Below are 25,198 nucleotides of genomic sequence, written 5' to 3' on the forward strand. Positions count from 1 at the left end.
CTTTTCTCCCAAAATAAGAGGTTGGAATACAGCTTCCAACCTCAAGTATATTACAATTCTACTTTAGCAACTGCTGTTTTAGCTGCAAGAGAACCTGTTTTTTCTAATTTAACTGATTTAATTGCATCACCATTTGTGAAGACAACTACTGTTGAAGTTTCACGTCCTGCTGCACGGATAGCATCCAAGTCAGCTGTGACAAGGAGATCTCCTGCTGCAACTTTTTGTCCTTCAGCAACATGAACTGTAAATGGTTTACCTTCAAGACTTACTGTGTCCAAACCAATGTGAACCAATACTTCAAGACCTGGTTCAGTCACAATACCAAGAGCATGTTTTGTTGGGAAGATGCTTGATACGGTACCTGAAACTGGAGATACAATGTTTCCATTTGCAGGTTCTACTGCAAATCCATCACCCATCATTTTTTGAGCAAATACTGGATCTTTTACTTGTTCCAAAGCAACAACTTTACCGTCTGCTACTGAGTAAACTTCCTCAGTAAGACCTTTGAAGTGAACAGTGTTTTGTTGTGCTTCAGTCATTTGGCTTGGAAGAGTTTCAGGAATGATTTCACCTGAATCAAGGATATCTTGGATATCAGATTTCAATACGTCAGCTTTTGGACCGTAGATAGCTTGAACTCCTTGTCCTTTCATGACAAGACCCATAGCTCCTTCTGCTTTCCATTGTTCTGCATCACCGACTTTGTCAGCATCTTTTACAGTTACACGAAGACGAGTCATACATGCATCAACATCAACGATGTTTGCACGTCCACCAAGAAGGTTAATAATGTTTACAGCTTGAGAGCCTGCTGCAACTTTCACTTCGCTACTAGCTTCTTCTGAACCTTCAGCAGTTTCGTAATTTCCGTTACGTCCTGGAGTTGCGTAGTTGAATTTTTGAATCATGAAGTTTGCGATAAAGTACATGATTACGGCAAAGAGAACAGTTACCCAGATAAAGTTAACGATATCCATACCAATACCAGCATTAATTGCTAGTGGTGTACGAGTCAAGAATTCAATTGAACCGAATGAGTGGACACGTAGGTTTACTACGTCAGCCATAGCGAAGGCAGCACCTTGAACAAGTGAGTAAACAAGATACATAGGTGTTGCTACAAACATGAACATGTATTCGATTGGTTCAGTAACCCCTGTCAAGAATGTTGCAAGAGCTGTCGCAATCATCATACCTTTATATTGATGTTTCTTATCAGCATCGACATTACGGTAGATAGCAACGATCATACCCATCAAGATACCGAATGAACCGATCATTTGTCCAACTTTGAAACGAGCTGGGTGAACAGTATCTAACAATTGTTGGTAGTGACTTGCATCTGTACCTTTAAGGTTAACAAGGTCTGTTACCCATGCAAGCCATAGTGGATCTTGACCAAATACTTGAGTACCTTTAGCTGCACCAGTTAAAATGTCATAAGTACCACCAAGAGCTGTGTAGTTCATTGGGATAGTCAACATATGGTGAAGACCAAATGGCAAGAGCAAACGTTCCAAAGTACCATACAAGAATGGTGCAAGGATTGGAGCAGTTTCTTGTGAGTTGGCAATCCAGATACCAAAGCTATTGATACCTGTTTGAACTACTGGCCAGAAGGCAGCAAGTAGAATTGCAGCGATTGCTGAACGAAGAATAACTACAAATGGTACGAAACGTTTCCCGTTGAAGAATGAAAGTGCATCAGGAAGTTTACGGAAGTTGTAGTATTTATTGTAAGCAGTTGCCCCTACAAAACCTGAGATAATCCCTACAAACACACCCATGTTCAATGCTGGAGCTTCAAGAACACTAATGAAGTAATCAGCAACTTTGATTGAACCACCAAAGAGAGTTGTGACCATAGCATCTGGATTTTTCAACATATCTCCTGATACACCAAAGATTGTACCAGTGATACGGTTAATCAAGATGAAGGCAAGACCAGCGGCGAAAGCACCACCAGCACGTTCTTTAGCCCAGCTTCCTCCAATTGCTAGGGCAAACAAAATGTGAAGGTTACCGATAACCCCCCAACCAATTTGCTCAAGAATTCCACCTGTAACTACAAGTGGTGCAAAAGTTGGGTTAATCATTACGATAGACTTACCGATTGAAATCATCAAACCAGCAGCCGGCATAACCGCGATAACCACCATCAAAGCCTTACCGAATTTTTGCCAAAACTCGAAAGACAAGACATTTTTGAATGTATCTTTCATCATTCAAATCTCCTTTATTTTTATTTAGGCAAACGTTTTACGAAAACGTTTGCACCTTTTATGATTTAATTATACCACTTTAATTTTTTTTGTAAAGGCTTTTACAAAAAAAATTACACTTTTTTCTAAAATTTTTGTAGCAAAAAAGGAGATCATTTAATCTCCTCATAAAAGTAACTAGTTTACCTAAATCTTCAAGAATCGGCGCATTGAAATTCCTGATCCGATTGAACCGATAAAAATTCCAATCACAAATAATAAGGCAATCATCAGTGGACTGAATACTTCTGGTGATATCATTGAAAGGTTCTGACCAACCAATGACTTATTAACAGATTGGTAAACCATTTTATAGACAATAAATACCAGAACTGATGGAAGTGTTGCTCCAAGCAAACCAATGAAGGCACCTTCAAGCAAGAAAGGTCCGCGGATATAGCCATTCTTAGCACCTACTAAACGCATGATTTGAATTTCACGGCTTCGTGAAATAATGGTGATACGTATAGTATTAGAAATCAAGAACACCGCAATGAAAATCAATAATCCAGCGATAACTAGTCCCCAAACACGAATAAATGAGGCTAACTTAAACAAGCGTTCTGTATTAGCACCACCATCTTGAACTTCTGATACACCTTCGATTTTTTTAGCCTCTTCTGCTACTGTCTTTACATCACTTGGTGTATTTGTATCAACGATATATGCATCATAGAGAGGATTGGCATCGCCTTCAAAGATTTTCCAGTTGTCCCCCATTGTTTCTGTCAACTTTTCATATTGTTCTTCTTTACTTGAAAACGTAACACTTTTAACGGTTGACATACCTTTCAAAGCATCATATACCTTATGGTAGTCGTTATTTGTAACAGTTTGACCTTCTTTTTCAATGGTCTCACTATTATCAGCTACGTCCTTACGAATGTATACCATTACTCGGACATTATTTTCGATATCTGTAGCTAGTTTAGCCGTATTAAAGATAACAGATGCAAATATTGCAACCAAGGTCAAAGTAATCATAACTGAACTAACAGCAGCTACTGTCATCCAGCCATTTCGTTTCAAACTTTTTAACGATTCAAATAAATGACGAAAAAATCTACTAATCATCGTATCCATATTCTCCTTTAGCTTCGTCACGAACGACACGGCCATTTTCAATGGCAATGACACGGTGGCGCAAGGTATTTACAATCTGACTGTTGTGGGTAGCCATCAAGACAGTTGTACCTTGGAGATTGATGCGTTCCAGCAAGTTCATAATTTCCCATGAATTATCTGGGTCCAAGTTTCCTGTTGGTTCGTCCGCAATCAATACTTTTGGATTGTTTACAATGGCACGTGCAATTGCAATCCGTTGCTGTTCTCCCCCTGAAAGTTCATTTGGGAAAGAACGAACCTTATGCTTCAATCCAACCAAGTCTAAGACTTCCATAACACGTTTTTTGATATTACGGCGACTTTCTCCAATTACCTCCATTGCATAAGCAATATTTTCATAAACGGTTTTCTTTGGTAACAGTTTATAATCTTGGAAGACAACCCCAACACTACGACGTAGGAGAGGAACATCTTTCTTTTTAATTTTAACCAGATTAAAACCAGCAACAGATAAGCTTCCTTTTTCGATTTTTACTTCGCGATACAAAGAACGAATAAAGGTTGATTTCCCAGCTCCTGAAGGTCCTACGATGTAAACAAATTCCCCTGGTTGAACGCTTACCGAAACACCACGTAGGGCAGTCGTTCCGTTGTCGTATTTTTTGACGACATCTCTCATTTCAATAATTGACATGTGAGTTCCTTTCTATCTTAGCTGATTCTCCACTTGAGATAGGCATCAATAAAACCATCTAGGTCTCCATCCATAACCTTATCTACTTGTGCAACTTCAAAGCTAGTTCGGTGATCTTTTACCATAGTATATGGCGTAAAAACATATGAACGGATTTGGCTTCCCCATGTGATTTCCTTTTTCTCACCCTTGAGGGAATCAACTTCCGCTGCTTTCTTTTCTTGCTCCATTTGATAGAGCTTAGCCTGCAACATCTTCATGGCACGATCTCTATTTCCATACTGGGTACGATCGACCGTTGACTGGACAACAGTCCCAGTTGGAATGTGTGTTAAACGTACACCTGTTGAAACCTTATTGACGTTTTGTCCACCAGCACCACCTGAACGGAAGGTGTCCATCTTGATATCATCTTCACGGATTTCCACTTCAATGGTATCATCCAACTCTGGCATCACTTCTACAGATGTGAAAGAGGTATGGCGACGTTTAGCAGAGTCAAATGGTGAAATTCGCACCAAACGGTGTACCCCCATTTCTGACTTGAGAAGACCATAGGCATTAGGTCCTTCAAATGATAAGGTTACTGACTTGATACCAGCTTCATCTCCTGCTTGGTAATCCAATACTTCCACTTTAAAGCCTTTAGCATTTCCATAGCGAGTGTACATACGAAGCAACATATCACCCCAGTCCTGAGCCTCAGTACCACCGGATCCTGGATGGATTTCCAAGATGGCATTATTATGGTCATAAGGTTCTGACAAGAGCAAGGTCATCTCGTAACTGGTCATCATCTTATCAAGTTCTGACAACTGTTCAACCAATTCTTCATGTACCGACTCATCTTCAGCTAAAAAGTCTAATAAAATTTCAACTTCATCCTGCAACTCTTCCATCTTATGGAAAGTATTGTAAGTGTTTTTTAATTCATTTAATTCTTGCGACGTTTTTTGGGCCGCGATATTATCGTTCCAAAAATCAGGTTCTGTCATCTTGTTTTCCAAGATAGCAATCTCTTCCTCTAAACCTTCGAGGTCAAAGAGACCCCCTGAAAGAAGCTAATTTTTCACGATTTGCGTCAATTTTCTGACGAATTACTGAAATGTCCATAAATACTCCTTTTTTACATTATTTCATTATAGCATATTTTATCATTTCTTTCCATCTTTTGCTCTACTCCTCTTTTCATGAAAAAAGAAGCCTTTCGGCTTCCCTTTTTACAAGACTTTTGCTGAAGTACGAGTAATCTCTTCTACTTGAATATTCTCTGATTCAAATTTTTCTTTCAAGGCTGGTAAATCAATTGATCCATCGATTTGAACTTCGATAATGACCTTACCATCCTTACGCGGAATATTGACTGTATGAGAGATATTCAAATTTTCTTCTACAATCAAAGAAACAATCTTTCCGAGTACACCAACTTCATTTTCCGTAACAAAGCGTACACGAATCCCTTCTTCGCCATAACCTGCGATTTCAAGAAAGGCTTGGAAAACGTCACGGTCCGTAATAACCCCATAGACTTGATGGTTATCTACGACAGGAAGAATACCAATCTTGTTTTTCAACATCAGATAAGTTGCATCCTCTAGACTCGCATAGCCTGAAACAGTGACAACATCACGAATCATCACATCTTTTACTTTTGTCTTATTTAGAAGATAATTCATCTCATAGATAGAAAGACTTGTTGCTTTGGATGGACTAGCTTGGGCAATGGTTCCCTCAGTTACCAAACCAACCAATTGATCATTTTCGATAACAGGCAAGCGGTGCAACCCTTGCTCTCTCATCAAATCTGCTGCATGAGATACTGTTGTATCTGGACTAATATAAACTACCTTGCGGGTCATAAAATCTTTAACTGCCATGAGACTTCTCCTTTTCTATTCTTATCCCTATTATACAATCTTTTTGTAAATCTATCAAACGCTTACATTTCTTTTTCAAAATTCAGAAAAGTATGAATAAGCTAGCAAAAAGAGCTCTGAAATCGAGCCCTCTGAATGAATGTAAGAAACGTTTCATTCCATTTTTTTCAATTATTAGAAATTAACCTTTTAATGTAGATAAAGATTGCTTTACAATCTATATCTGTCAACTAAAAAGATCCCCTGGACTATAATGATGATTACTTCGTAATCCTCATCCACCGACTAAAACAATCCAGTGGATTTGATAATTGCTTCGCAATCTTCATCCGCCGACTAAAAAGGTCCCCCGGACCTTTTTAGCCACCTAGATATGCTTTTCTGACTTCTTCTGATGAAGCGAGTTCTTTTCCTGTTCCGGACAGGACGATTTTTCCTGTCTCCAGTACATAGCCTCGGTCAGAGATTGCGAGTGCTTTATTGGCGTTTTGTTCAATCAAGAGGACAGTTGTCCCTTGCTTCTGGATATCTTGAATGATATCAAAAATCTCTTGGATAAAGATTGGGGCAAGTCCCATTGAAGGTTCATCTAAAAGAAGAAGTTTTGGTGTTGACATAAGAGCGCGTCCCATGGCAAGCATTTGTTGTTCTCCCCCTGAAAGAGTAGCTGCATCTTGGTTCTTCCGTTCTTCAAGACGAGGGAAGCGTGAGAAAACCTTCTTCAAGTTAGCTTGATTTTCTTCACGATTTTTCTTTAAGAAAGCTCCCATTTCAAGATTTTCCATAACAGTCAAGCCAGGGAAGACGTGGCGTCCTTCTGGAACTTGTGAAAGACCACCTGCCACGATTTTTTGAGCTGGCATTTTTTGGATTTCTTGACCTAAAAATTCAATCTTTCCTGAACTCGGTCGAACCAAACCAGACAAGGTACGGAGAATGGTTGTTTTACCAGCACCATTGGCACCGATAAGGGAAACAACTTCTCCTTCATTAACTTCAAAGCTTACATCACGGACTGCTTGGATCATGCCGTAATGCACAGAAAGATTATCAACTTTTAACATAGACATTAGGCTTCACCTCCTAGATACGCTTCGATAACGCGTTTATTGGTCTTAATTTCGTCAGGAGTTCCTTGTGCAATCAAACGGCCATACTCAAGTACGTAGATACGTTCTGTTACTTCCATGACCAAATTCATATCGTGTTCAATCAGCATGATCGTAATCTTAAATTCATCTTTGATGCGACGAATTAACTCAGTCAATTCGGCTGTTTCCTGTGGGTTCATACCTGCTGCTGGTTCATCTAAAAAGAGAATTTTAGGTTCCGTAGCAAGGGCACGAACAATTTCCAAACGACGTTGTTGTCCGTAGGCAAGATTTTTAGCGAGCGTTTCTGCATCACCATCTAAATCAAAAATTTTCAGCAATTCCAAAGCTTTAGCCTTTAATTCTTTTTCACTCTTGTAAAAAGCTGGTAAGCGTAAGAAACTAGCAAAAACATGTTGTTTGTGATGGTTGCCAAAAGCAATCAAAACATTGTCCAAAACTGTTAAATCTTTAAAGAGACGGATATTTTGGAATGTACGTCCAAGTCCCAAAGAAGCAATCTTATAAGGTGACTTCCCATTTAAAAGGTGACCATCAAGGGTAACTGTTCCCTCGCTTGGTTCATAAACACCGGTCAAAAGGTTAAAAAGGGTGGTTTTCCCAGCTCCGTTTGGACCAATTAGTCCAACCAGTTCCCCTTCGTTTAATTCAAGAGTCACATCTCCAACAGCTGTTAGACCGCCAAAATGTTTGGTTAACTGTTTTACTTCAAGTAATGCCATTAGTTTTGTTCCTCCTTCTTAGATTTTTTAAAGAAACGTGATAGGCTCAATTCCCATGTTCCAAGGAGTCCACCTGGTCTGAAAATCATTACCAAGACCAAGGCCAAAGCGTAAATAATCATACGCACGCTGGCAACATCTTGGAGAAGCATATTCAAAATTCCCAGAACAATAGCTGAAACAATGGCACCTGTAATGGAACCAAGTCCACCAAATACAACAATGATCAAAACGTTGATTGAGTTGATGAAAGTGTAATCTTTCGGTACAACTGAACCGATAAATCCTGCCTGAAGTGACCCTGCAATACTTGCAGTAATGGCACCAAAGACAAAAGCGATGATTTTAATTTTAGTCGTATTAACCCCAACTGACTCAGCCGCAATTTCATCCTCACGAACGGAGAGAGTTGAACGACCAATTGGACTACGCAAGAAGTTCAAGGTTGCAATGGTTGTAATCACGACAAAGAAGTAAACCATTTGCCAAGTTGTAAAGTTAGGAATTCCCAAGATACCTGCCGCACCGTTTGTAAGGCTTCCACCATTGATGATAAAGATACGGATAATTTCAGAAACACCTAGAGTCGCTACCGCAAGATAGTCCCCCTTCAAGCGCAAGGTTGGAATTCCGACAAGCAAGGCAACTGCTCCTGAAAGCAAAGCACCTATAAGCATGGCTCCAAAGAAGGCACCGTAGGTTGGTGATTTAGAACCAATAATAGCTGCTGCATAGGCACCAATCGCCATGAAACCAGCATGACCAAGTGAAAATTGTCCTGAAAAACCAACGATTAAGTTAAGACCAACTGCCAGAATAATATTAATTCCGATTTGTTGTAAAATCTGTACATAGAATAGGTTGAGTACTCCGACTGAAACCAGTACACTAATCAAGCCATAGCCAGCTAACAAAAGGAGTAACCATAGAATATTAACTTTTAAATTTTCCTTCATCGTTTACACCTTCTCTTTCACATTTTTACCAAGGATACCAGCTGGGCGGACAATCAAGATCAACAACAAGATTCCATAAACAATGGCATCACGGAAGTCTGACATTCCAAAGGCTGTCGCAAAGGTTTCCAATAGACCAATCACAAAGCCACCAAGCGCCGCACCAGGAATGATTCCGATACCACCAAGTACCGCAGCAACGAAAGATTTAAGACCTGGAGTAACCCCCATTAAAGGCTCAAGAGAGTTATAATATAGGGCAATCAGAACACCAGCCGCACCCGCAAGAGCTGAACCCAAAGCGAAGGTAAAGCTGATAGTACGGTTTACATTGATCCCCATCAATTGCGCTGCATCGCTATCTACAGATACAGCACGCATGGCTTTCCCCATCTTTGTTTTTTGGACAATGACCTGTAACAAAATCATCAAAATCAAGGAAATGGCCAAGATCATTAACTGCACGTTTGTTAGGCTAACTGGTCCCAAATCATAGCGAACTGTCTGAATCGCTTGAGGGAAGGCACGGGTATTGGCACCAACCAGATAGACCATACCATACTCCAATAGGAAAGAAACCCCAATAGCTGTAATCAAAACAGCAATACGAGTAGAGTGACGCAAAGGTCGGTAAGCAAGAAACTCAATCACGACACCAAGAATGGCTGTCGCTAGCATGGCTACAATAAGCGCTACAAAGAAATTCATTTGGAAAGAATTGATCAAGAAATAACCGATAAAGGCTCCCATCATATAAATATCACCGTGGGCGAAGTTGATGAGCTTGATAATTCCGTAAACCATGGTATATCCTAGGGCTAACAGCGCGTATACACTACCTAGAATCAAACCATTTACTAGTTGTTGGAGCATAAGATTCACTCTTTCTATTTATAATTTTGAGGGTTTCCCCTCACTTTTTGATAGGTTCTTAAACACCGAAACAGGGAGTGAGTCAGAGGCTCATTCCCTATTTCAACATTTTTCTATTATGGTTTTACAACTTCTGCTGCTTCAACCTTACCATTGTTCATGGTCATCATGTAAGCAGTTTTGACTGTGTTATGGTCTGCATCAAAGCTTGTTTGACCAGTTACACCTTCAAAATCTTTTGTTTTAGCAAGGTTATCCTTGATTTCACCAGAGTTCTTAGCACCTTTTGCTGCATTTGCTACAAGGTGAACTGAGTCATAAGCCAAGGCTGCAAATGTTGAAGGCTCTTCGTTGTACTTAGCACGGTAAGCGTCAAGGAAGGCTTTTGCTTTAGCTGAAACTTCTACAGTAGTTGAGAAGCCTGAGATAAAGTAGATGTTTGATGCTTTTTCAGGAGTTGCTTGTTGTACAAACTCTTCACCGTTGAATCCATCACCACCAACGATTGGTTTGTCAATTCCCATACCACGCGCTTGGTTTACAATTTTACCAGCTTCAGTGTAGTAACCAGGAACGATGATAGCATCAAAATCTTTCCCTTTCATTTTTGTAAGGGCTGCTTGGAAGTCTGTGTCACCTGCTACGAAAGTTTCATCTGCAACGATTTCACCTTTGTAAGCTTCACGGAAGGCTTTGGCAATACCTTTAGCATAGTCGCTAGCATTATCAGTGTAAAGAACAACTTTCTTAGCTTGCAATTTTTCAGAAACATAGTTTGAGATAATTTTTCCTTGGAAGCTATCTTGGAAAGTTCCGATAAAGAGGTAATCTTGACCTTTAGTCAATCCATCTTGAGTCGCACTTGGCGAAATCAATGGAACACCTGCTTTTGTAGCGTTAGCTACCGCAGCTGCAGTTGCACCAGATGTCGCAGGTCCTACGATTGCTGATACTTTAGATTGGGTTACAAGGTTAGTTGTTACTGAAGCCGCCTCAGCTGTTTCAGACTTGTTATCTTTATCGACTACTTCGATTTGTTTTCCATCGATACCACCTGCAGCATTGATTTCATCAACGGCAAGTTGGGCACCTTTTTGTTCAGATGTACCGTAGGCTGCTACGGCACCAGTTTCTTCAAAGTTAAATCCAATTTTGATTGTCTTTTCATCTACTGAATTACCAGCAGCGTTTGACGCTCCAGACTTCACTTCTCCACAGGCTGCAAGAAGTGCTACACTTGCAAGCGCCACAAACGATAGGGCAAATTTTTTCTTCATCTTTTTTGTCTCCTTATTCTTAAATAAATAGCATGTTAAGAATATACCGAATTATCAGAAAATTGTCAACACTTTTCTTGAACTTTTTCGATGATAACGTTTTCCTCTCGATGAAGATTGCCCACAAAGGGTGTTTCCAGCTCTTGGATATGACAAACCCTGACTTTTTTTATAAACTTTTCCTTGCCCAAGCGCCCGACCAATTGCTCCATTTCTTGAGTTGGAACATAGAGTTGTAAGTAACGATGTTTCTTGGAATGATAGGTAATATCTCCATAATCCTGCAATTTTTTGGCATCACGATTATAGTAAAGATAGATAATCAAGCCAGATCGTTTGACTTTTTCAAACATGATAAATCCTCTTTCTAAGAAATCTCTCACTATTATACCAAAAAAAGCAAACTCAGTCGAGTTTGCCTTCTTTCATCATTAATTCAATGAATTGTTGGCCATGATTTCATCAATAAAGCCATATTCAAGTGTTTCTTGGGCGCTCATCCAGTTATCTCGTTCTGCATCTGCATGGACTTTTTCGATTGACTGACCTGAATTTTCAGCCAATATTTTTTCCAAGATGTTACGAGTTTTAAGCAAGTGTTCTGCAGCGATCGCCATATCAGTTTGTTGGGTACCACCACCTGTACCACCCATCGGTTGGTGAATCATATACTCTGCATTTGGAAGCATGAAACGTTTACCTTTTGCTCCACTTGACGCGATGACAGTCCCCATAGATGCAGCCATCCCCATAACGATAGTTTGGACATCTGCCTTGATAAAGTTCATGGTATCAACGATTGCCAAACCAGCTGAAACAGAACCACCAGGTGTATTGACATAAAGGTAAATATCTTTTGTACTATCTTGGGCATCTAAGAAAAGCAATTGGGCAATAACAGAGTTAGCCATATTGTCTTCAACGGGACCTGTCAGCATAATGATGCGGTCTTTGAGAAGACGTGAGTAAATATCGTAGGAACGTTCTCCACGGCTTGTTTGTTCAATAACTACAGGAATCATTTATTTCTCCTTTTGAGTTTTAATTTTGTTGGTCAAATGACTGAAGATAAGACTATTATAATATCTTGGTCAAAAAAGGTCAAATTTTTGCTCTGTTTTCATTAGACAGAAACAAAAATTCAACCTCCTTTCGTGACTGGAAATCCTTTTCCAAGTCAATCTCTTTTTAATTCTATTTTGTACCGAACAAGCGGTCCCCAGCATCTCCAAGACCTGGAACGATATAACCGTGTTCGTTCAAACGTTCATCCAAGGCTGCTGTAAAGATTTCTACATCTGGATGAGCTTCTTGAAGAGCTTTTACACCTTCTGGTGCTGATACAAGGCAGACAAATTTGATATTTGATGCGCCACGTTTTTTAAGAGAATCAACAGCCAAGATTGCTGAACCACCTGTTGCCAACATTGGGTCTACCACAAAAATTTGACGTTGGTCAATATCTTCAGGCAATTTCACCAAGTACTCAACTGGTTGAAGCGTTTCTTCATCACGGTACATACCGATGTGGCCAACTTTAGCAGCTGGAACCAAGCTCAAAAGTCCATCAACCATCCCGATACCTGCACGCAAGATTGGAACGATAGCCAATTTCTTACCTGCCAATTGTTTTTGAACTGTTTTTGTGATTGGTGTTTCGATTTCCACATCTTCTAGTGGAAGATCACGAAGTACTTCATATCCCATCAACATTGCAATCTCATCTACTAGCTCACGGAAAGCTTTTGTAGAAGTATCTGTACGACGTAAGATTGACAATTTGTGTTGAATCAGTGGATGATTAATAACTTCAATTTTTCCCATTTTTGGAATTCCTTCTTTCAATTTATTCTTCTTATTATACCAAAAAACGGTTTAAAAATCTTTCTAAACCATTTATTTTTGATATTTTTTACATTAGATCAGCCTCTTTAAGAGCTGTCTGTACTGTCTCAAGTGGTAAATGAGTCAATTCTGTCCCTTTTTCTTGATAAAGGTATTGGGCGTAGTCGTCCATTCTGTACTGGTTGATATAAACCACACGCTTGCAACCAACCTGAAGCAATTGTTTTGTACAGTTTAGACATGGAAAATGGGTCACATAGGCTGTAAAGCCTTTGGGAACCCCACGTTCTGCACCTTGGAGAATGGCATTAACCTCTGCGTGAAGAGTGCGAACACAGTGACCTTCGATGACCAGACATTCGTGATCAATACAATGCTCAGTCCCTGACACCGAACCATTATAACCAGTGGAAATAACTTTATTATCCTTTACCAAAATTGCGCCCACTTTGGCACGTTTACAAGTGGAACGATTGGCAATTAGTAAGGCTTGGGCTGCAAAATACTCATCCCATGCTAGTCTTTTTTCAGTCATATCTCTTCTCCTTTTTCTCTATTTTTTAAAAAATGGTAAACCTAAATCTGCAATCTTTTCAGCTGGTACCTTCATGCCATCCTTGATCCATTTTAGAAGGACAGAAACGATGGCCGAGCTCCAAAAGGAATGAAGATAAGAGCTGACACCTTTTGATTTCCCATGGTATTTTTCTAAAAATTCCTGCATGGCTTGGACAAAGATTTTTTCCAGATGGTAATCCAAGGCCAATTGAATCACTCTGGCTTCCTTTCTGGCCTCTCGGAAAAGGTGAACCCAGACCAGATAAAGGTCTGTCTTTAAATCATAATGATGCAACTGTTCCATAATATTGTGGACAGTTCGTTTAAAGACGCTTTCTAAAATCTCCTCTTTGGAATCATAATTACGGTAAAAGGCTGCACGAGAAACGCCTGCACGTTTGACCAATTCAGAAATACTAATCTTGGTCAGGTCCTTTTTTTCCAAGAGCTGCAAGAGGGCTGTTTCGATGGCTTCTCTAGTTAATAAATTGGATTCTTGGTTTGATTTTCTGAGATTTTCAAGAGACTTTTCAGAGATTCTACGTTCAGACATAACATTTTCTTTCTACTTGTCACAACAGACGGATGAGGCTTTTGTTTCAAGGGCTTTCATGATATAATTGTAAAAAAAGACAGAACCTTTGTCAATGTATAACTGACAAAGATGGAGAATTTCTATGACTTGGAAGATTATTGCTGACTCTGGTTGTGATTATCGTCAGCTGGCAAGACCAGCTATTGACACGACCTTTGTAAGTGTGCCCTTAACCATTCAAGTAGCTGATCAGGTCTTTGTTGATGATGCCAGTCTTGACATTGACCAAATGATGGAAACCATGTATGCAACTGCAGAAGCTTCAAAATCAGCTTGTCCAAGCCCAGATGATTATTTGCGAGCATTTGAAGGAGCCAAAAACATTTTCCTAGTAACCATCACTGGTACTCTTTCTGGAAGCCACAATAGTGCTCAACTAGCAAAAAATATTTATCTGGAAGAACATCCTGATACTAAAATTCATATAATTGATAGTTTGTCTGCTGGTGGGGAAGTTGACTTGCTCGTAGAAAAAGTGAATGACTTGATCGACCAGGGCTTATCTTTTGAAGAAGTGGTTGAAGCTATCACCGCCTATCAAGAAAAAACCAAGTTACTTTTTGTCCTAGCTAAAGTCGATAACTTGGTGAAGAACGGCCGTTTGAGCAAGCTTATCGGTACGGTCGTTGGCCTTCTCAATATCCGTATGGTCGGAGAAGCTAGTGAAACTGGAACTCTCGAATTGCTACAAAAAGCACGAGGACCAAAGAAATCAGTTCAAGCTGCCTATGATGAAATCATTAAAGCTGGATATGCTGGTGGCCGTATTGTCATGGCCCAACGTAATAACGAGAAATGTTGCCAACAGCTTTCAGACCGAATACGTGAAACCTTCCCACAGGCGGATATTAAAATTCTCCCAACATCTGGTCTCTGCAGTTTTTATGCAGAAGATGGTGGTTTGCTGATGGGGTATGAAATTGATTAATTGCATTCTTGACAAGAGGTGACTTCATCTCTTGTTTTTTTGTGGTACAATAGAGCTATGAAACATTTTGATACTATCGTCATTGGTGGAGGTCCTGCTGGTATGATGGCTACGATTTCCAGTAGCTTTTATGGACAGAAAACCCTCCTCATCGAAAAAAATCGGAAACTTGGAAAAAAATTAGCTGGTACTGGTGGGGGACGTTGCAATGTAACCAACAACGGAACTCTAGATGACCTACTAGCTGGCATCCCTGGAAATGGGCGCTTTCTCTACAGTGTCTTCTCCCAATTTGATAACCATGATATCATTAATTTTTTTACAGAAAATGGTGTTAAACTTAAGGTCGAAGACCACGGACGCGTCTTTCCTGCTAGTGACAAGTCTCGGACCATTATCGAGGCCTTGGAAAAGAAAATCACTGAACTCGGTGGTCGAGTTGCTACTCAAACGGAGATTGTTTCGGTTAAAAAGATAGACGACCAGTTTGTCCTTAAGTCCGCAGACCAAACCTTCACTTGTGAGAAACTCATTGTCACAACAGGTGGTAAATCCTATCCTTCGACTGGTTCAACTGGGTTTGGTCACGAGATCGCCCGTCATTTTAAGCACACCATCACCGAACTTGAGGCCGCTGAGAGTCCTTTGTTGACAGATTTTCCACACAAGGTCTTGCAGGGTATTTCGCTGGACGATGTGACCCTAAGCTATGGTAAGCATGTCATCACTCACGATTTGCTCTTTACCCACTTTGGTTTGTCTGGCCCTGCTGCCCTACGTATGTCTAGTTTTGTCAAGGGTGGTGAAATCCTTTCACTGGATGTCTTGCCTCATCTTTCTGAAAATGACTTGACTACATTTCTAGAAGAAAATCGGGAAAAATCCTTGAAAAATGCCTTAAAAACTTTGCTTCCAGAACGCTTGGCAGATTTTTTTGTGCAAGGCTATCCTGACAAAGTCAAACAGTTGAGTGAAAAGGAACAAGAACAACTTCTCCAGTCTATTAAGACCCTCAAAATCCCTGTGACTGGTAAAATGTCTCTCGCCAAATCCTTTGTTACCAAGGGTGGTGTCAGTCTTAAGGAAATCAACCCTAAAACCCTTGAAAGTAAGCTGGTACCTGGCCTTCACTTTGCTGGCGAAGTCATGGATATCAATGCCCACACGGGTGGCTTTAATATCACTTCAGCCCTCTGTACCGGTTGGGTGGCAGGCTCAAATCAAATATATAAATAATTGAATGACTAAAATACAAAATAAGAAAGGAAGTCCTTTGGAACATATTATTTTACTAAGAGGTGTTACTCCTAATGGAAAAAATGCTATCCCGAAAATGTCTTATTTGGTAGATATTTTAACAGAAGCTGGTTTTCAACACGTTCGAACCTATATTCAAAGTGGGAATATCATTCTTGAAAGTGATTTAGATTTAGAAGAAATACGAGAATGTGTTCATACTCTGATAAAGGAAAAAATTGGGGCCGACTTAAAAATGGTTATCAAGAACAAAAGTGATTTTAAAAAAATTGTCCAAGAAAACCCGTTTGGAGAACACTATCTTTATGACCGTATACATGTGATTTTTTATCAAGAATCTATTCAAAGTCTCCCTTTAGAAAAATTGAAAATTGATTACGGTGAAGAAGAAATTTGTATCGGTAACCATTGTCTTTACCTCTATCTCCCTAGAACTGCTAAACAAAAGAAACTCCATACCAACTATCTTGAAAAGCTTTTTAATGTAGATTTGACCATGCGAAAACTAAATGTGGTAGAAAAATTATTAAGCAAATAGTGCTTGAATTTAGTAAAAATCGGAAGAATGCTCCTCCGATTTTATTTTGTCTGAGTTTGGACATAATAGGCAATGACATCTGATGTGTACTGGGCTGTTCCAGGTCCAAATTTGTCAATGTTTTCCTTAAATTCTGGGTTGTAGACGTAGCCTTTACCGATATAACCAAATACCTCAATAGAGCAGTCAAATCCATAAGTACGGATGGCTTGCAAGAGTTTAGTGGCTTCTTCTTGATTTTCGGTTGCTGTTACAGGTAGACCAGCTTGAAGATTTTGTGCCAAAGCTTGAAAAACTTGGTTGAAGGCAGCTGTAGCCTCGTCTTCGTGACCTTTTTGGCGCTCCAGCGCTTGGTCCATGACTTCTTGTCCATATTTCTCTACCGCCTCTTGGTGGTATTTTTGATGGTCTTGGTAGTTAAATCCAGCAAATTTCTCTTGAATGCTCATTTCTCTTTCTCCTTTTTGTTCTTTAATGGTTTTTTGCAAGGTTGAAATCAAGGTATCCAGATGTTCCCTTTCTCGAGTCAAATAGTCCAACTGTCTGGTCAGATGGGGCAATAAATCTGTCCTTTCTTCCTTTAATAGCTCTGCTATTTTTTCTAAAGAAAAACCTAGATATTTGTAATAAAGAATGACCTGAAGTCGCTCCAAATCCTCCTGACTGTATGTTCGATAGCCGTTTTCCGACTTTAAAGGAACCAAAAGCCCTATCTTATCGTAGTGGTGCAGGGTCTTGACAGAGACACCCGAAAGCTGCGCAGCTTCTTTTATATGGTACATGATTTCCTCCTTACAATGATAGTATAACCCCTACCCTTAGGTCAGAGTCAAGCGTTTTTGCGAAATTTTTTTACTTTATCATAACATGAAAATGGTTTTCTTGACAGACCTTAGAAAACATGATAGGATAGTCAAGTCTATCAATCAAAAGAAAGGCTCATTTTGAGTACTTATGAGGCTATTTGCCAAGGGCAGTAGCTTTTTCTTTTGTAATACTAATTTTAGGAGTTTAACTATGTCTGAAAAATCGCAATGGGGTTCTAAACTGGGCTTTATCCTAGCATCTGCTGGTTCAGCCATCGGACTTGGAGCCGTTTGGAAATTTCCTTATATGACTGCTGCTAACGGTGGAGGAGGCTTTTTACTAGTCTTTCTCATCTCCACTATTCTAATCGGTTTTCCCCTTTTGCTAGCTGAGTTTGCCCTCGGCCGAAGTGCTGGTGTCTCAGCTATCAAAACCTTTGGAAAACTAGGAAAGAATAGCAAGTACAACTTTATCGGTTGGATTGGTGCCTTTGCCCTTTTTATCCTTTTATCGTTTTACAGTGTTATTGGTGGCTGGATTTTAGTCTATCTAGGCATTGAGTTTGGAAAATTGTTCCAACTTGGTGGAACGGGTGATTATGCTCAGTTATTTACTTCAATCATTTCAAATCCAGCCATTGCCCTAGGAGCTCAAGCAGCCTTTATCCTATTGAATATCTTCATTGTATCACGTGGGGTTCAAAAAGGGATTGAAAGAGCTTCGAAAGTCATGATGCCCCTGCTCTTTATCATCTTTGTTGTCATCATTGGGCGCTCTCTCAGTTTGCCAAATGCCATGGAAGGGGTTCTTTACTTCCTAAAACCAGACTTCTCTAAGCTGACAAGTGCTGGTCTCCTCTATGCTCTGGGACAATCTTTCTTTGCCCTCTCACTAGGGGTTACAGCCATGCTGACCTATGCTTCTTATTTGGACAAAAAAACCAATCTAGTCCAGTCAGGGATTTCCATCGTAGTCATGAATATTTCAGTATCTATCATGGCGGGTCTAGCCATTTTCCCAGCCATGTCAGCCTTCAATATCCAATCTGAAGGGGGACCGAGCCTGCTCTTTATCGTCTTGCCTCAGCTCTTTGACAAGATGCCTTTTGGAACCATTTTCTACATCCTCTTCCTCATGCTCTTCCTCTTTGCGACGGTCACTTCTTCTGTCGTTATGTTGGAAATCAATGTAGGCAATATCACCAATCAGGACAACAGCAAGCGTGCCAAATGGAGTGTTATTTTAGGAATTTTGACCTTTGTCTTTGGAATCCCTTCAGCCCTATCTTACAGTATTATGGCAGATGTTCATATTTTTGGGAAGACCTTCTTTGATGCTATGGACTTCTTGGTTTCCAATCTCCTTATGCCATTTGGAGCTCTCTGCCTTTCACTTTTTACAGGCTATATCTTTAAAAAGGTTCTTGCAATGGAGGAACTCCATCTCGATGAAATAGCATGGAAACAGGGACTGTTCCAAGTCTGGCTATTCCTTCTTCGTTTCATCATTCCAATCATCATCATCGTGGTCTTTATCGCCCAATTTATGTAATCAAAAGGACTTGAGTAATGAACTCAGGCCCTTTCTTTTTTATGGATGGCTAACAATCAATTCCAAATCTTGTCCTTCCAAGGTCCAAGCTTCAACATCACTTGGTAGGATAAAGTGGCTACCTTTTTGGATTGGATAGTTTTTTCCGTCAACAGTCAGTTGACCTTGACCAGCTAAGACACTAAACAAGCTGTAGTCAGCTGTCTTTTCGAAGTCAACTTTTCCAGTAATTTCCCACTTGTAAACTGCAAAGAAATCATTGGATACAAGGAGAGTGGAACGCAAATCATCTGCTTTAACAGTTACAGGACGGCTATTTGCAGGCTCACCAATGTTCAAGACATCAATGGATTTTTCAAGGTGAAGTTCACGCAAGTTACCATTATCATCCTTACGGTCAAAGTCATAGACACGGTAGGTTGTGTCACTAGACTGTTGGGTTTCAAGGATTAAAATACCTGCACCAATAGCATGCATGGTGCCACTTGGCACATAGAAGAAATCTCCAGCTTTAACTGGTACTTTTGTCAACAAAGCATCCCAATTCTTGTCCTCGATTTGCTGGCGGAGTTCTTCTTTTGACTTGGCATTGTGACCATAGATAATCTCTGAACCTTCATCCGCAGCGATGATGTACCAGCATTCTGTTTTTCCAAGTTCGCCTTCATGCTCGAGTCCGTAAGCATCGTCTGGATGAACTTGAACACTGAGCCAGTCGTTAGCATCCAGAATCTTAGTCAACAGTGGAAATACAGGTTCTGGACGATTGCCAAACAATTCACGGTGCTCTGCATATAAAGTAGCAAGATCTGTTCCCTCGTAGCAACCATTGGCAACTTTAGAGACACCATTTGGATGGGCTGAGATGGCCCAATATTCTCCGATTTTTTCACTTGGGATATCGTATCCAAACTCATCACGTAGCTTGGTACCACCCCAGATTTTTTCTTGCATAACTGATTGTAAAAATAATGGTTCTGACATGTCGATCTCCTGTCTGATTTTTCTCCCCTCATTATAGCAAAAAGCTCCATCTAATTGAACTCTTTTTCACATATTATAAAGTAGGGAGAAGATTTTATAAAAATAGTGAACAAATGTGCTCTACTCAATGCTTGCACCATTGCTGGCAATGACATCCTTGTACCAGTAGAAGGATTTCTTCTTGCTACGTTTGAGGCTTCCATGACCAGCATTATCTCGATCTACATAGATAAAGCCATAGCGCTTGTTCATTTCGCCTGTTCCAGCTGAAACCAGATCGATACAGCCCCAAGTCGTATAACCAAGCAAGTCAACGCCATCTTGGTAAATGGCATCTCGCATGGCCTTGATATGAGCCTCTAAGTAAGCAATCCGATAGTCATCTGCTACATGACCATTCTCATCCGGTGTATCCATAGCACCTAGACCGTTTTCCACGATGAACATTGGCTTTTGATAACGATCCCAGATAGCATTGAGGGTGATACGAAGACCAAGTGGGTCAATCTGCCATCCCCATTCTGAGGATTCAAGATAAGGATTTTTGAGAGAGGCAAAGATATTTCCAGCAGTTAATTCTTTAACTTCTGGATCACCTGAGGCTACTAGACTTGCATAGTAAGAGAAGGAAACAAAGTCAACAGTATTGTCCTTCAACAACTCTAAATCTTCTGCAGTCATTTGAATCTCGATTCGCTCACGCTCCCACTGCTTCTTGGCGTAGTTTGGGTATTCCCCACGCGCTTGAACATCAATGAAGAAGTAACTCTTGCGGTCTTCCTCCATGGCTGCCCAGTAGTCTCTTGGATGGGCTGTGTTAGGATAGTATTGCCCTGCAGCCAACATACATCCCACCTTATTTTCTGGGTCAATTTCGTGGGCAATCTTTGTCGCAAGAGCTGAAGCTACCAACTCATAGTGTGCAGCCTGATATTTAACCAGTTCTTGATTTTCTCCTTCTTCAAAACAGAGCCCAGCTCCCATAAAGGGGGCATGGAGAATCATGTTGATTTCGTTGAAGGTAAGCCAATATTTGACCAAACCCTTATAGCGGGTAAAGAGTGTGCGACAAAGTTTTTCATAGAAGTCTAACATCCGACGATTGCGCCAACCACCGTACTCTGTAATCAAGTGCATAGGACAGTCGAAATGAGTGATAGTCACCAGAGGTTGGATACCATACTTGTGGCACTCCTTAAATAAATCCTCATAAAAGGCTAGACCAGCTTCATTTGGCACTGTTTCGTCGCCCTTAGGAAAAATCCGAGTCCAAGCAATGGATAGACGATAAGTCTTAAAGCCCATTTCCGCAAAAAGGGCATTATCTTCCTTGTAATGATGGTACATATCAATAGCTTGCTTGGCTGGGTAAAAATAGCCCTCCTCAAACGAAAACATCTTTTTCTGACCTGTGATAATGGCTTCACGATCTGGACCGATGGGGACGACATCCACATTCGCCAATCCACGACCTTCTAAATTATAAGCACCCTCACACTGGTTGGCAGCTGTCGCTCCGCCCCACAAGAAACCATCCGGAAAAGTCAGTTTTTCGGTCATAACTCTACTCACTTTCTTATTTGCTTGTTCATTTACTTATATTATAACTTATTCTGTAAACCTTTTCTTATAAAATACTGTGACATACTGATACTATTCTACTATTTAAGTTTATCAGATTGTTTTTTAAAAAATTATCCTCTAGAAAAAGTAAATAGCCTCCCCTGAAACAAAAAAGAAGACTGAAAACTAGTCTCCTCTGTTCCTTTTAAATCAAAGCTGTAATAACCGTCACTAGGCCAAAAATAATACCTGGTGCATTAGCTGCTGCAAGGGGGATATCTCTTTCTTTTTTGAAAAGACCGTAGTAAACCCAGAGACTACAGTTGATGGCAGCAACCAAGGGCTGGATGAAATTTCCTTTTTGACCAGCCAGATTGTTCATGATTTGTGGGAAGTAAGACACATACATCATAACAGACATAAAGGTCGCTACCCAACCTAAAATTTTCATTTGTTTTTCAGACATTTTCAAAACCTCTTTCATTTTTACTGAATCTTATTTTAAAATATTCTTTCAAAACAATCAAGTCTTTAAAACTTTTGTTATAAAGATATAAACTATCACAATCTTGTTATAAGAAAGAGGGAACAGAAAAAAGACCGAATTGCTCCGTTCTGTTTACTCAATCAAATATTAGAAAATGAATACTCCTTTTCAATGAATCGATTGATTGATGGTAAATAAGCCGTTAGAAATTATTGACAGTATCGAAATTTTCTAGTAAAATGAATTTTGTTAATACCTAAATGGTGTGTAGTTTTCTATCAACATAGTCAGGAGAAAAGGAACTTATGCTAAAAAAATTTAATGAATTGTCACTGAAAGATAAGGCTTATCTAATTGGCGGTTTGAGCTTATTAGTCATTGTGATCTCATTTGGTCTACTCAATCGTCAAACAGTAACTGTCAGTCTTGTCTTTACACAACTATCTGCTCCCTTGATTTTGGTGATTTTTACTTGTCTAGTAATCGGGATCATTGCTGGTAGTGCTATTGGTATTAGCTATCACCATAACAAGACTCAAGATCTGAGAAGCCGCATTGCTGAAGCAGAAGCGACTATCAATATAAAAGACAGGGAGCTTGTCCAGTACGAGGAACAGGTGCAACAATTAAAACAGGAAGCCAAACAATAAGTGTAGAAATCATAACCACCCGTGAAAACGGGTGGTTTTTTGTCTCGCACCTAACGGAGCGAGACGGACTGAAAGTCGCATAAATACAAAAAAGATCGAATTGCTCCGATCTTTTTAAGTTTCACTCCAAGAATGTTTAGATAAAAAATTTGATAATAGAATTACCTACTTCATACGATAAAAATCAATCACTAGACCAGCAGGCCCTTTAACTAATAAGGACTCTGTTCCCCAATCGGTTACAGTTGGTCCGTTTAAAACCTGGATACCAAGTTCTTTCAACCGTTGGTAATTCTGGTCTACATCCTCAACGTCGATATGAAGAATGATTCCTGACTGAAAATCTTCCAAAGGAATCAAATGATTTTGGGACAACATCAGACAGTGACTGCCAATCGTAAACTGAGCAAAACTGTCATCAACATAATCGGGCTTTTTATCCAAAATACGCTCCAAGTCAGCACAGACTTGGGGAACATCTGAAACGATAATATCTAATTGATTTAAATTCATTTACTATCCTCCATAAAAAGACCGGATTGCTCCGATCTTTTTAAGTTCCACGAAGGAATTATTTAATTGCGCGTGATTGCAATCCTTCTTCTTCCAAGAAGAGGCGGAATGGTACGAGTTCTTCTGCTTCGTATTTTTCCTTGAAGTCTTTGATTGCTTCTTCTGAGTGAAGTTTTGGATCCAATTCAAGTACTTCTACTGGAAGTGGACGGTGTGGAGTGATGCGAGCATCGATCACAACAGTTTTACCTTCTTTGTTGAGTTTAACAGCTTCTGCAACAACTGCATCGATGTCTTCGATACGGTCAACTGTAAATCCTACAGCACCTTGAGCTTCAGCGATTTTCGCATAGTCAGCATTAGGGAAGTCACAACCAAACAAGTGTTTGTTTGTGTCTTCGTATTTGTCCTTGATGAAGGCATATTTACCATTTGAGAAGACAACGTTGATAACTGGAAGGTCGTATTGAACGTTTGTGATAACGTCTGGGTAGCACATGTTGAATGCACCGTCACCCATGATGTTCCATACTTGGCGATCTGGATTGTCTTTCTTAGCAGCGATACCACCAGGAAGGGCAATACCCATTGTCGCAAAGAGTGGAGATGTACGCCACATGTTCTTAGGTGTCATGTGAAGGTGACGAGTAGATGTTTGAGTAGTGTCACCTACGTCGATTGAGTAGATAGCGTCTTGATCAGCATGTTTGTTGATTGCATTGTAAACTTGATACAATTGCAATTCACCCTCAGTTTTACCTTCGATTTTGTTCATGTAATCACGCCAGTTTTGGTTGTTCTTAACGTTTGCACGCCACCATGGAGTAGATTCAACTGGGTTCACTTTGTCAAGGATAGCTTTAGCTGCTTGACCTGCATCACCAAGGATTGAAGCGTCTAGGGCATGACGTTTACCAAGTTTGTAAGGGTCGATATCCACTTGGATGAATTTTTCAGTATTCTTGAATGCTTGGTAAACTTCAGCAAATGGGAAGTTTGAACCAAGGAAAAGAACTGTGTCTGCTTCAAAGACCACTTCGTTGGCTGGCTTCCAACCAACACGGTAAGCAGAACCTGTCAAACCTTCATAGTTCCATTCAAAGGCTTCAAAGTTTTTACCAGTTGTGATGATTGGTGCTTTGATTTTACGTGACAATTCAGTAATCACTTCACCAGCTTTAACACCACCGTAACCAGCATAGATAACTGGACGTTCAGCATTGTTCAAGATTTCAACAGCTTTGTCGATTTCAACTTCGTTCAAAGCAGGAGCGATGAATGAACGTTCGTATGAACCTGAACCGTAGTATGAATTTTCGTCGATTTCTTGGAAACCGAAGTTTACTGGGATTTCAACAACAGCTGGACCTTTTTTAGAAACTGCAGCACGGCAAGCTTCGTCGATTACTTTTGGCAATTGCTCAGCGTAAGCTACACGTTTGTTGTATACAGCGATACCGTTGTACATTGGGTTTTGGTTCAATTCTTGGAAAGCATCCATGTTGAGTTCGTTAACTGGACGTGATCCAAGGATTGCTAGGAATGGAGTGTTATCCATAGCTGCATCGTAAACACCGTTAATCAAGTGAGTCGCACCTGGACCACCTGAACCAACTGCAACCCCGATTGAGCCGCCGAATTTAGCTTGCATAACCGCTGCAAGAGCACCTGTTTCTTCGTGACGAACTTGCAAGAAGCGGATATCTTTGTCTTCAGCCAAAGCATCCATCAATGAGCTGAGTGTTCCTGATGGGATACCGTAGATTGTGTCTACGCCCCATGTTTTCAATACATTAAGCATTGCTGCAGATGCAGTAATTTTCCCTTGAGTCATAATGATAACTCTCCTTCAAATATTTTTAAATCTACTAAAAAAGGTTTCATATAGTTTTTGAAAACGTTTCAGTAAATTTTTACAATACTAATTTATCACATTTATTTTGACTTTACTAAGAATCTGCTCAGAAGTTTCTATTCTCTATTGCAGTACAGTTTGAAAATGTTTTTAGCTTCTGTTTTATAATACTCAATGAAAATCAAAGAACAAACTAGAAAGCTAGCCGCAGGTTGCTCAAAACA

At 40.0% G+C, this 25,198-nt stretch carries 26 protein-coding genes; 5 read left to right on the forward strand and 21 right to left on the reverse strand.

All coding sequences use genetic code 11. The annotated features are described in order from the left end of the window. Positions 1-50 precede the first annotated feature (50 nt). The 15 genes from QM865_RS05610 to QM865_RS05680 all read right to left on the reverse strand — a co-directional run bounded on the left by QM865_RS05610 (position 51) and on the right by QM865_RS05680 (position 13,799). Entirely contained in the window at positions 51-2,231 is a 2,181-nt protein-coding gene (locus tag QM865_RS05610) for a PTS transporter subunit IIBC (RefSeq protein ID WP_414306219.1), read from the reverse strand. Positions 2,232-2,414: 183 nt separating this feature from the next. Next, positions 2,415-3,341, reverse strand: coding sequence for a permease-like cell division protein FtsX (ftsX, locus tag QM865_RS05615; protein WP_000625545.1), 927 nt, complete (start codon positions 3,339-3,341; stop codon positions 2,415-2,417). After that, entirely contained in the window at positions 3,334-4,026 is a 693-nt protein-coding gene (ftsE, locus tag QM865_RS05620; RefSeq protein ID WP_000022269.1) for a cell division ATP-binding protein FtsE, read from the reverse strand. Before ftsE ends, ftsX begins: the two co-directional genes overlap by 8 nt. Positions 4,027-4,043: 17 nt before the next feature. Beyond that, positions 4,044-5,139, reverse strand: a protein-coding gene (gene prfB / locus QM865_RS05625) for a peptide chain release factor 2 (RefSeq protein ID WP_101784613.1) whose coding sequence is annotated in 2 segments (ribosomal slippage) — positions 4,044-5,066 and positions 5,068-5,139 — 1,095 coding nt in all. Because the reading frame shifts where the segments join, the coding sequence is not laid out codon by codon here. 107 nt (positions 5,140-5,246) lie between these two features. Beyond that, positions 5,247-5,903: a CBS domain-containing protein gene (locus QM865_RS05630; RefSeq protein WP_004256822.1), complete on the reverse strand. Its 657-nt coding sequence runs from the start codon at positions 5,901-5,903 to the stop codon at positions 5,247-5,249. A gap of 359 nt (positions 5,904-6,262) precedes the next feature. Further along, entirely contained in the window at positions 6,263-6,973 is a 711-nt protein-coding gene (locus QM865_RS05635) for an ABC transporter ATP-binding protein (protein ID WP_000062200.1), read from the reverse strand. Further along, positions 6,973-7,737, reverse strand: a complete 765-nt coding sequence (locus tag QM865_RS05640; protein ID WP_001185997.1) for an ABC transporter ATP-binding protein — start codon at positions 7,735-7,737, stop codon at positions 6,973-6,975. The genes QM865_RS05635 and QM865_RS05640 overlap by 1 nt, the downstream gene beginning before the upstream one ends. Beyond that, on the reverse strand, positions 7,737-8,693 hold the full coding sequence (locus tag QM865_RS05645) for a branched-chain amino acid ABC transporter permease (protein ID WP_000662286.1): 957 nt from the start codon (positions 8,691-8,693) through the stop codon (positions 7,737-7,739). Before QM865_RS05645 ends, QM865_RS05640 begins: the two co-directional genes overlap by 1 nt. Positions 8,694-8,696: 3 nt before the next feature. After that, complete coding sequence (locus QM865_RS05650) at positions 8,697-9,566, reverse strand: branched-chain amino acid ABC transporter permease (protein ID WP_000941427.1); 870 nt, start codon at positions 9,564-9,566, stop codon at positions 8,697-8,699. A 116-nt stretch (positions 9,567-9,682) separates the two neighbouring features. After that, positions 9,683-10,843 (reverse strand): ABC transporter substrate-binding protein, encoded by a 1,161-nt coding sequence (locus tag QM865_RS05655; RefSeq protein WP_000726117.1) that lies wholly within the window; start codon positions 10,841-10,843, stop codon positions 9,683-9,685. Positions 10,844-10,908: 65 nt separating this feature from the next. Then, a complete protein-coding gene (locus QM865_RS05660) occupies positions 10,909-11,196 on the reverse strand; it encodes a YlbG family protein (RefSeq protein WP_084926910.1) in 288 nt (95 codons plus the stop codon). A 78-nt stretch (positions 11,197-11,274) separates the two neighbouring features. Continuing rightward, a complete protein-coding gene (gene clpP, locus QM865_RS05665; RefSeq protein WP_000613471.1) occupies positions 11,275-11,865 on the reverse strand; it encodes an ATP-dependent Clp protease proteolytic subunit ClpP in 591 nt (196 codons plus the stop codon). A gap of 172 nt (positions 11,866-12,037) precedes the next feature. Further along, the gene (upp, locus tag QM865_RS05670) at positions 12,038-12,667 is read right to left on the reverse strand and encodes a uracil phosphoribosyltransferase (protein ID WP_000515974.1); all 630 of its coding nucleotides are present in this window, start codon (positions 12,665-12,667) and stop codon (positions 12,038-12,040) included. Between the two features lie 88 nt (positions 12,668-12,755). Next, positions 12,756-13,223, reverse strand: a complete 468-nt coding sequence (locus QM865_RS05675) for a deoxycytidylate deaminase (RefSeq protein WP_000136976.1) — start codon at positions 13,221-13,223, stop codon at positions 12,756-12,758. An 18-nt stretch (positions 13,224-13,241) separates the two neighbouring features. Continuing rightward, positions 13,242-13,799, reverse strand: a complete 558-nt coding sequence (locus QM865_RS05680; RefSeq protein WP_000004135.1) for a TetR/AcrR family transcriptional regulator — start codon at positions 13,797-13,799, stop codon at positions 13,242-13,244. A 124-nt stretch (positions 13,800-13,923) separates the two neighbouring features. Here QM865_RS05680 and QM865_RS05685 point away from each other — a divergent pair, with 124 nt between their 5' ends. Genes QM865_RS05685 through QM865_RS05695 form a run of 3 tightly spaced genes read left to right on the forward strand, consistent with a single transcriptional unit; the run spans position 13,924 to position 16,564 of the window. Beyond that, complete coding sequence (locus tag QM865_RS05685; RefSeq protein WP_024057020.1) at positions 13,924-14,769, forward strand: DegV family protein; 846 nt, start codon at positions 13,924-13,926, stop codon at positions 14,767-14,769. A 57-nt stretch (positions 14,770-14,826) separates the two neighbouring features. Beyond that, a complete protein-coding gene (locus QM865_RS05690) occupies positions 14,827-16,005 on the forward strand; it encodes an NAD(P)/FAD-dependent oxidoreductase (RefSeq protein WP_064276978.1) in 1,179 nt (392 codons plus the stop codon). Between the two features lie 37 nt (positions 16,006-16,042). Next, positions 16,043-16,564 (forward strand): DUF1697 domain-containing protein, encoded by a 522-nt coding sequence (locus QM865_RS05695; RefSeq protein WP_000400044.1) that lies wholly within the window; start codon positions 16,043-16,045, stop codon positions 16,562-16,564. Positions 16,565-16,605: 41 nt separating this feature from the next. Here QM865_RS05695 and QM865_RS05700 read toward each other — a convergent pair whose 3' ends face one another. Then, positions 16,606-17,346, reverse strand: coding sequence for a MerR family transcriptional regulator (locus QM865_RS05700; RefSeq protein ID WP_000274780.1), 741 nt, complete (start codon positions 17,344-17,346; stop codon positions 16,606-16,608). 235 nt (positions 17,347-17,581) lie between these two features. Between QM865_RS05700 and QM865_RS05705 the strand changes: the two genes are divergently transcribed. Beyond that, positions 17,582-18,922 carry a sodium-dependent transporter gene (locus tag QM865_RS05705; protein ID WP_101784608.1) on the forward strand — a complete coding sequence of 447 codons (1,341 nt, stop codon included), beginning with the start codon at positions 17,582-17,584 and terminating at the stop codon, positions 18,920-18,922. A gap of 39 nt (positions 18,923-18,961) precedes the next feature. Here QM865_RS05705 and manA read toward each other — a convergent pair whose 3' ends face one another. The 3 genes from manA to QM865_RS05720 form a co-directional block, all read right to left on the reverse strand. Next, on the reverse strand, positions 18,962-19,906 hold the full coding sequence (gene manA, locus QM865_RS05710) for a mannose-6-phosphate isomerase, class I (protein ID WP_020903485.1): 945 nt from the start codon (positions 19,904-19,906) through the stop codon (positions 18,962-18,964). Positions 19,907-20,026: 120 nt separating this feature from the next. Then, entirely contained in the window at positions 20,027-21,466 is a 1,440-nt protein-coding gene (locus QM865_RS05715) for a 6-phospho-beta-glucosidase (protein WP_414306220.1), read from the reverse strand. A gap of 208 nt (positions 21,467-21,674) precedes the next feature. Continuing rightward, the gene (locus tag QM865_RS05720; RefSeq protein WP_001291472.1) at positions 21,675-21,935 is read right to left on the reverse strand and encodes a SemiSWEET family transporter; all 261 of its coding nucleotides are present in this window, start codon (positions 21,933-21,935) and stop codon (positions 21,675-21,677) included. 326 nt (positions 21,936-22,261) lie between these two features. Between QM865_RS05720 and QM865_RS05725 the strand changes: the two genes are divergently transcribed. Next, positions 22,262-22,606, forward strand: coding sequence for a lipopolysaccharide assembly protein LapA domain-containing protein (locus tag QM865_RS05725; RefSeq protein ID WP_000913393.1), 345 nt, complete (start codon positions 22,262-22,264; stop codon positions 22,604-22,606). A 165-nt stretch (positions 22,607-22,771) separates the two neighbouring features. Here QM865_RS05725 and QM865_RS05730 read toward each other — a convergent pair whose 3' ends face one another. Beyond that, complete coding sequence (locus QM865_RS05730) at positions 22,772-23,119, reverse strand: VOC family protein (RefSeq protein WP_414306221.1); 348 nt, start codon at positions 23,117-23,119, stop codon at positions 22,772-22,774. Positions 23,120-23,177: 58 nt separating this feature from the next. Continuing rightward, positions 23,178-24,953 carry a pyruvate oxidase gene (spxB, locus tag QM865_RS05735; RefSeq protein WP_000191819.1) on the reverse strand — a complete coding sequence of 592 codons (1,776 nt, stop codon included), beginning with the start codon at positions 24,951-24,953 and terminating at the stop codon, positions 23,178-23,180. Positions 24,954-25,198 lie beyond the last annotated feature (245 nt).

The sequence above is a fragment of the Streptococcus mitis genome, assembly GCF_047462815.1.
Classification (GTDB): Bacteria; Bacillota; Bacilli; order Lactobacillales; family Streptococcaceae; genus Streptococcus; species Streptococcus mitis_DO.

Excerpts from the sequence above, each read along its gene's own strand:
- QM865_RS05730 (WP_414306221.1), bottom strand. The coding sequence starts at position 23,119 with ATGAATTTAAATCAATTAGATATTATCGTTTCAGATGTTCCCCAAGTC.
- ftsX (WP_000625545.1), bottom strand. The coding sequence starts at position 3,341 with ATGATTAGTAGATTTTTTCGTCATTTATTTGAATCGTTAAAAAGTTTG.
- QM865_RS05715 (WP_414306220.1), bottom strand. The coding sequence starts at position 21,466 with ATGACCGAAAAACTGACTTTTCCGGATGGTTTCTTGTGGGGCGGAGCG.
- QM865_RS05725 (WP_000913393.1), top strand. The coding sequence starts at position 22,262 with ATGCTAAAAAAATTTAATGAATTGTCACTGAAAGATAAGGCTTATCTA.
- QM865_RS05645 (WP_000662286.1), bottom strand. The coding sequence starts at position 8,693 with ATGAAGGAAAATTTAAAAGTTAATATTCTATGGTTACTCCTTTTGTTA.
- QM865_RS05700 (WP_000274780.1), bottom strand. The coding sequence starts at position 17,346 with ATGTACCATATAAAAGAAGCTGCGCAGCTTTCGGGTGTCTCTGTCAAG.
- QM865_RS05640 (WP_001185997.1), bottom strand. The coding sequence starts at position 7,737 with ATGGCATTACTTGAAGTAAAACAGTTAACCAAACATTTTGGCGGTCTA.
- QM865_RS05685 (WP_024057020.1), top strand. The coding sequence starts at position 13,924 with ATGACTTGGAAGATTATTGCTGACTCTGGTTGTGATTATCGTCAGCTG.
- QM865_RS05675 (WP_000136976.1), bottom strand. The coding sequence starts at position 13,223 with ATGACTGAAAAAAGACTAGCATGGGATGAGTATTTTGCAGCCCAAGCC.
- QM865_RS05705 (WP_101784608.1), top strand. The coding sequence starts at position 17,582 with ATGTCTGAAAAATCGCAATGGGGTTCTAAACTGGGCTTTATCCTAGCA.
- QM865_RS05680 (WP_000004135.1), bottom strand. The coding sequence starts at position 13,799 with ATGTCTGAACGTAGAATCTCTGAAAAGTCTCTTGAAAATCTCAGAAAA.
- QM865_RS05720 (WP_001291472.1), bottom strand. The coding sequence starts at position 21,935 with ATGTCTGAAAAACAAATGAAAATTTTAGGTTGGGTAGCGACCTTTATG.
- QM865_RS05655 (WP_000726117.1), bottom strand. The coding sequence starts at position 10,843 with ATGAAGAAAAAATTTGCCCTATCGTTTGTGGCGCTTGCAAGTGTAGCA.
- QM865_RS05630 (WP_004256822.1), bottom strand. The coding sequence starts at position 5,903 with ATGGCAGTTAAAGATTTTATGACCCGCAAGGTAGTTTATATTAGTCCA.
- upp (WP_000515974.1), bottom strand. The coding sequence starts at position 12,667 with ATGGGAAAAATTGAAGTTATTAATCATCCACTGATTCAACACAAATTG.
- QM865_RS05635 (WP_000062200.1), bottom strand. The coding sequence starts at position 6,973 with ATGTCTATGTTAAAAGTTGATAATCTTTCTGTGCATTACGGCATGATC.
- QM865_RS05650 (WP_000941427.1), bottom strand. The coding sequence starts at position 9,566 with ATGCTCCAACAACTAGTAAATGGTTTGATTCTAGGTAGTGTATACGCG.
- QM865_RS05610 (WP_414306219.1), bottom strand. The coding sequence starts at position 2,231 with ATGATGAAAGATACATTCAAAAATGTCTTGTCTTTCGAGTTTTGGCAA.
- spxB (WP_000191819.1), bottom strand. The coding sequence starts at position 24,953 with ATGACTCAAGGGAAAATTACTGCATCTGCAGCAATGCTTAATGTATTG.
- manA (WP_020903485.1), bottom strand. The coding sequence starts at position 19,906 with ATGTCAGAACCATTATTTTTACAATCAGTTATGCAAGAAAAAATCTGG.
- clpP (WP_000613471.1), bottom strand. The coding sequence starts at position 11,865 with ATGATTCCTGTAGTTATTGAACAAACAAGCCGTGGAGAACGTTCCTAC.
- QM865_RS05690 (WP_064276978.1), top strand. The coding sequence starts at position 14,827 with ATGAAACATTTTGATACTATCGTCATTGGTGGAGGTCCTGCTGGTATG.
- QM865_RS05660 (WP_084926910.1), bottom strand. The coding sequence starts at position 11,196 with ATGTTTGAAAAAGTCAAACGATCTGGCTTGATTATCTATCTTTACTAT.
- ftsE (WP_000022269.1), bottom strand. The coding sequence starts at position 4,026 with ATGTCAATTATTGAAATGAGAGATGTCGTCAAAAAATACGACAACGGA.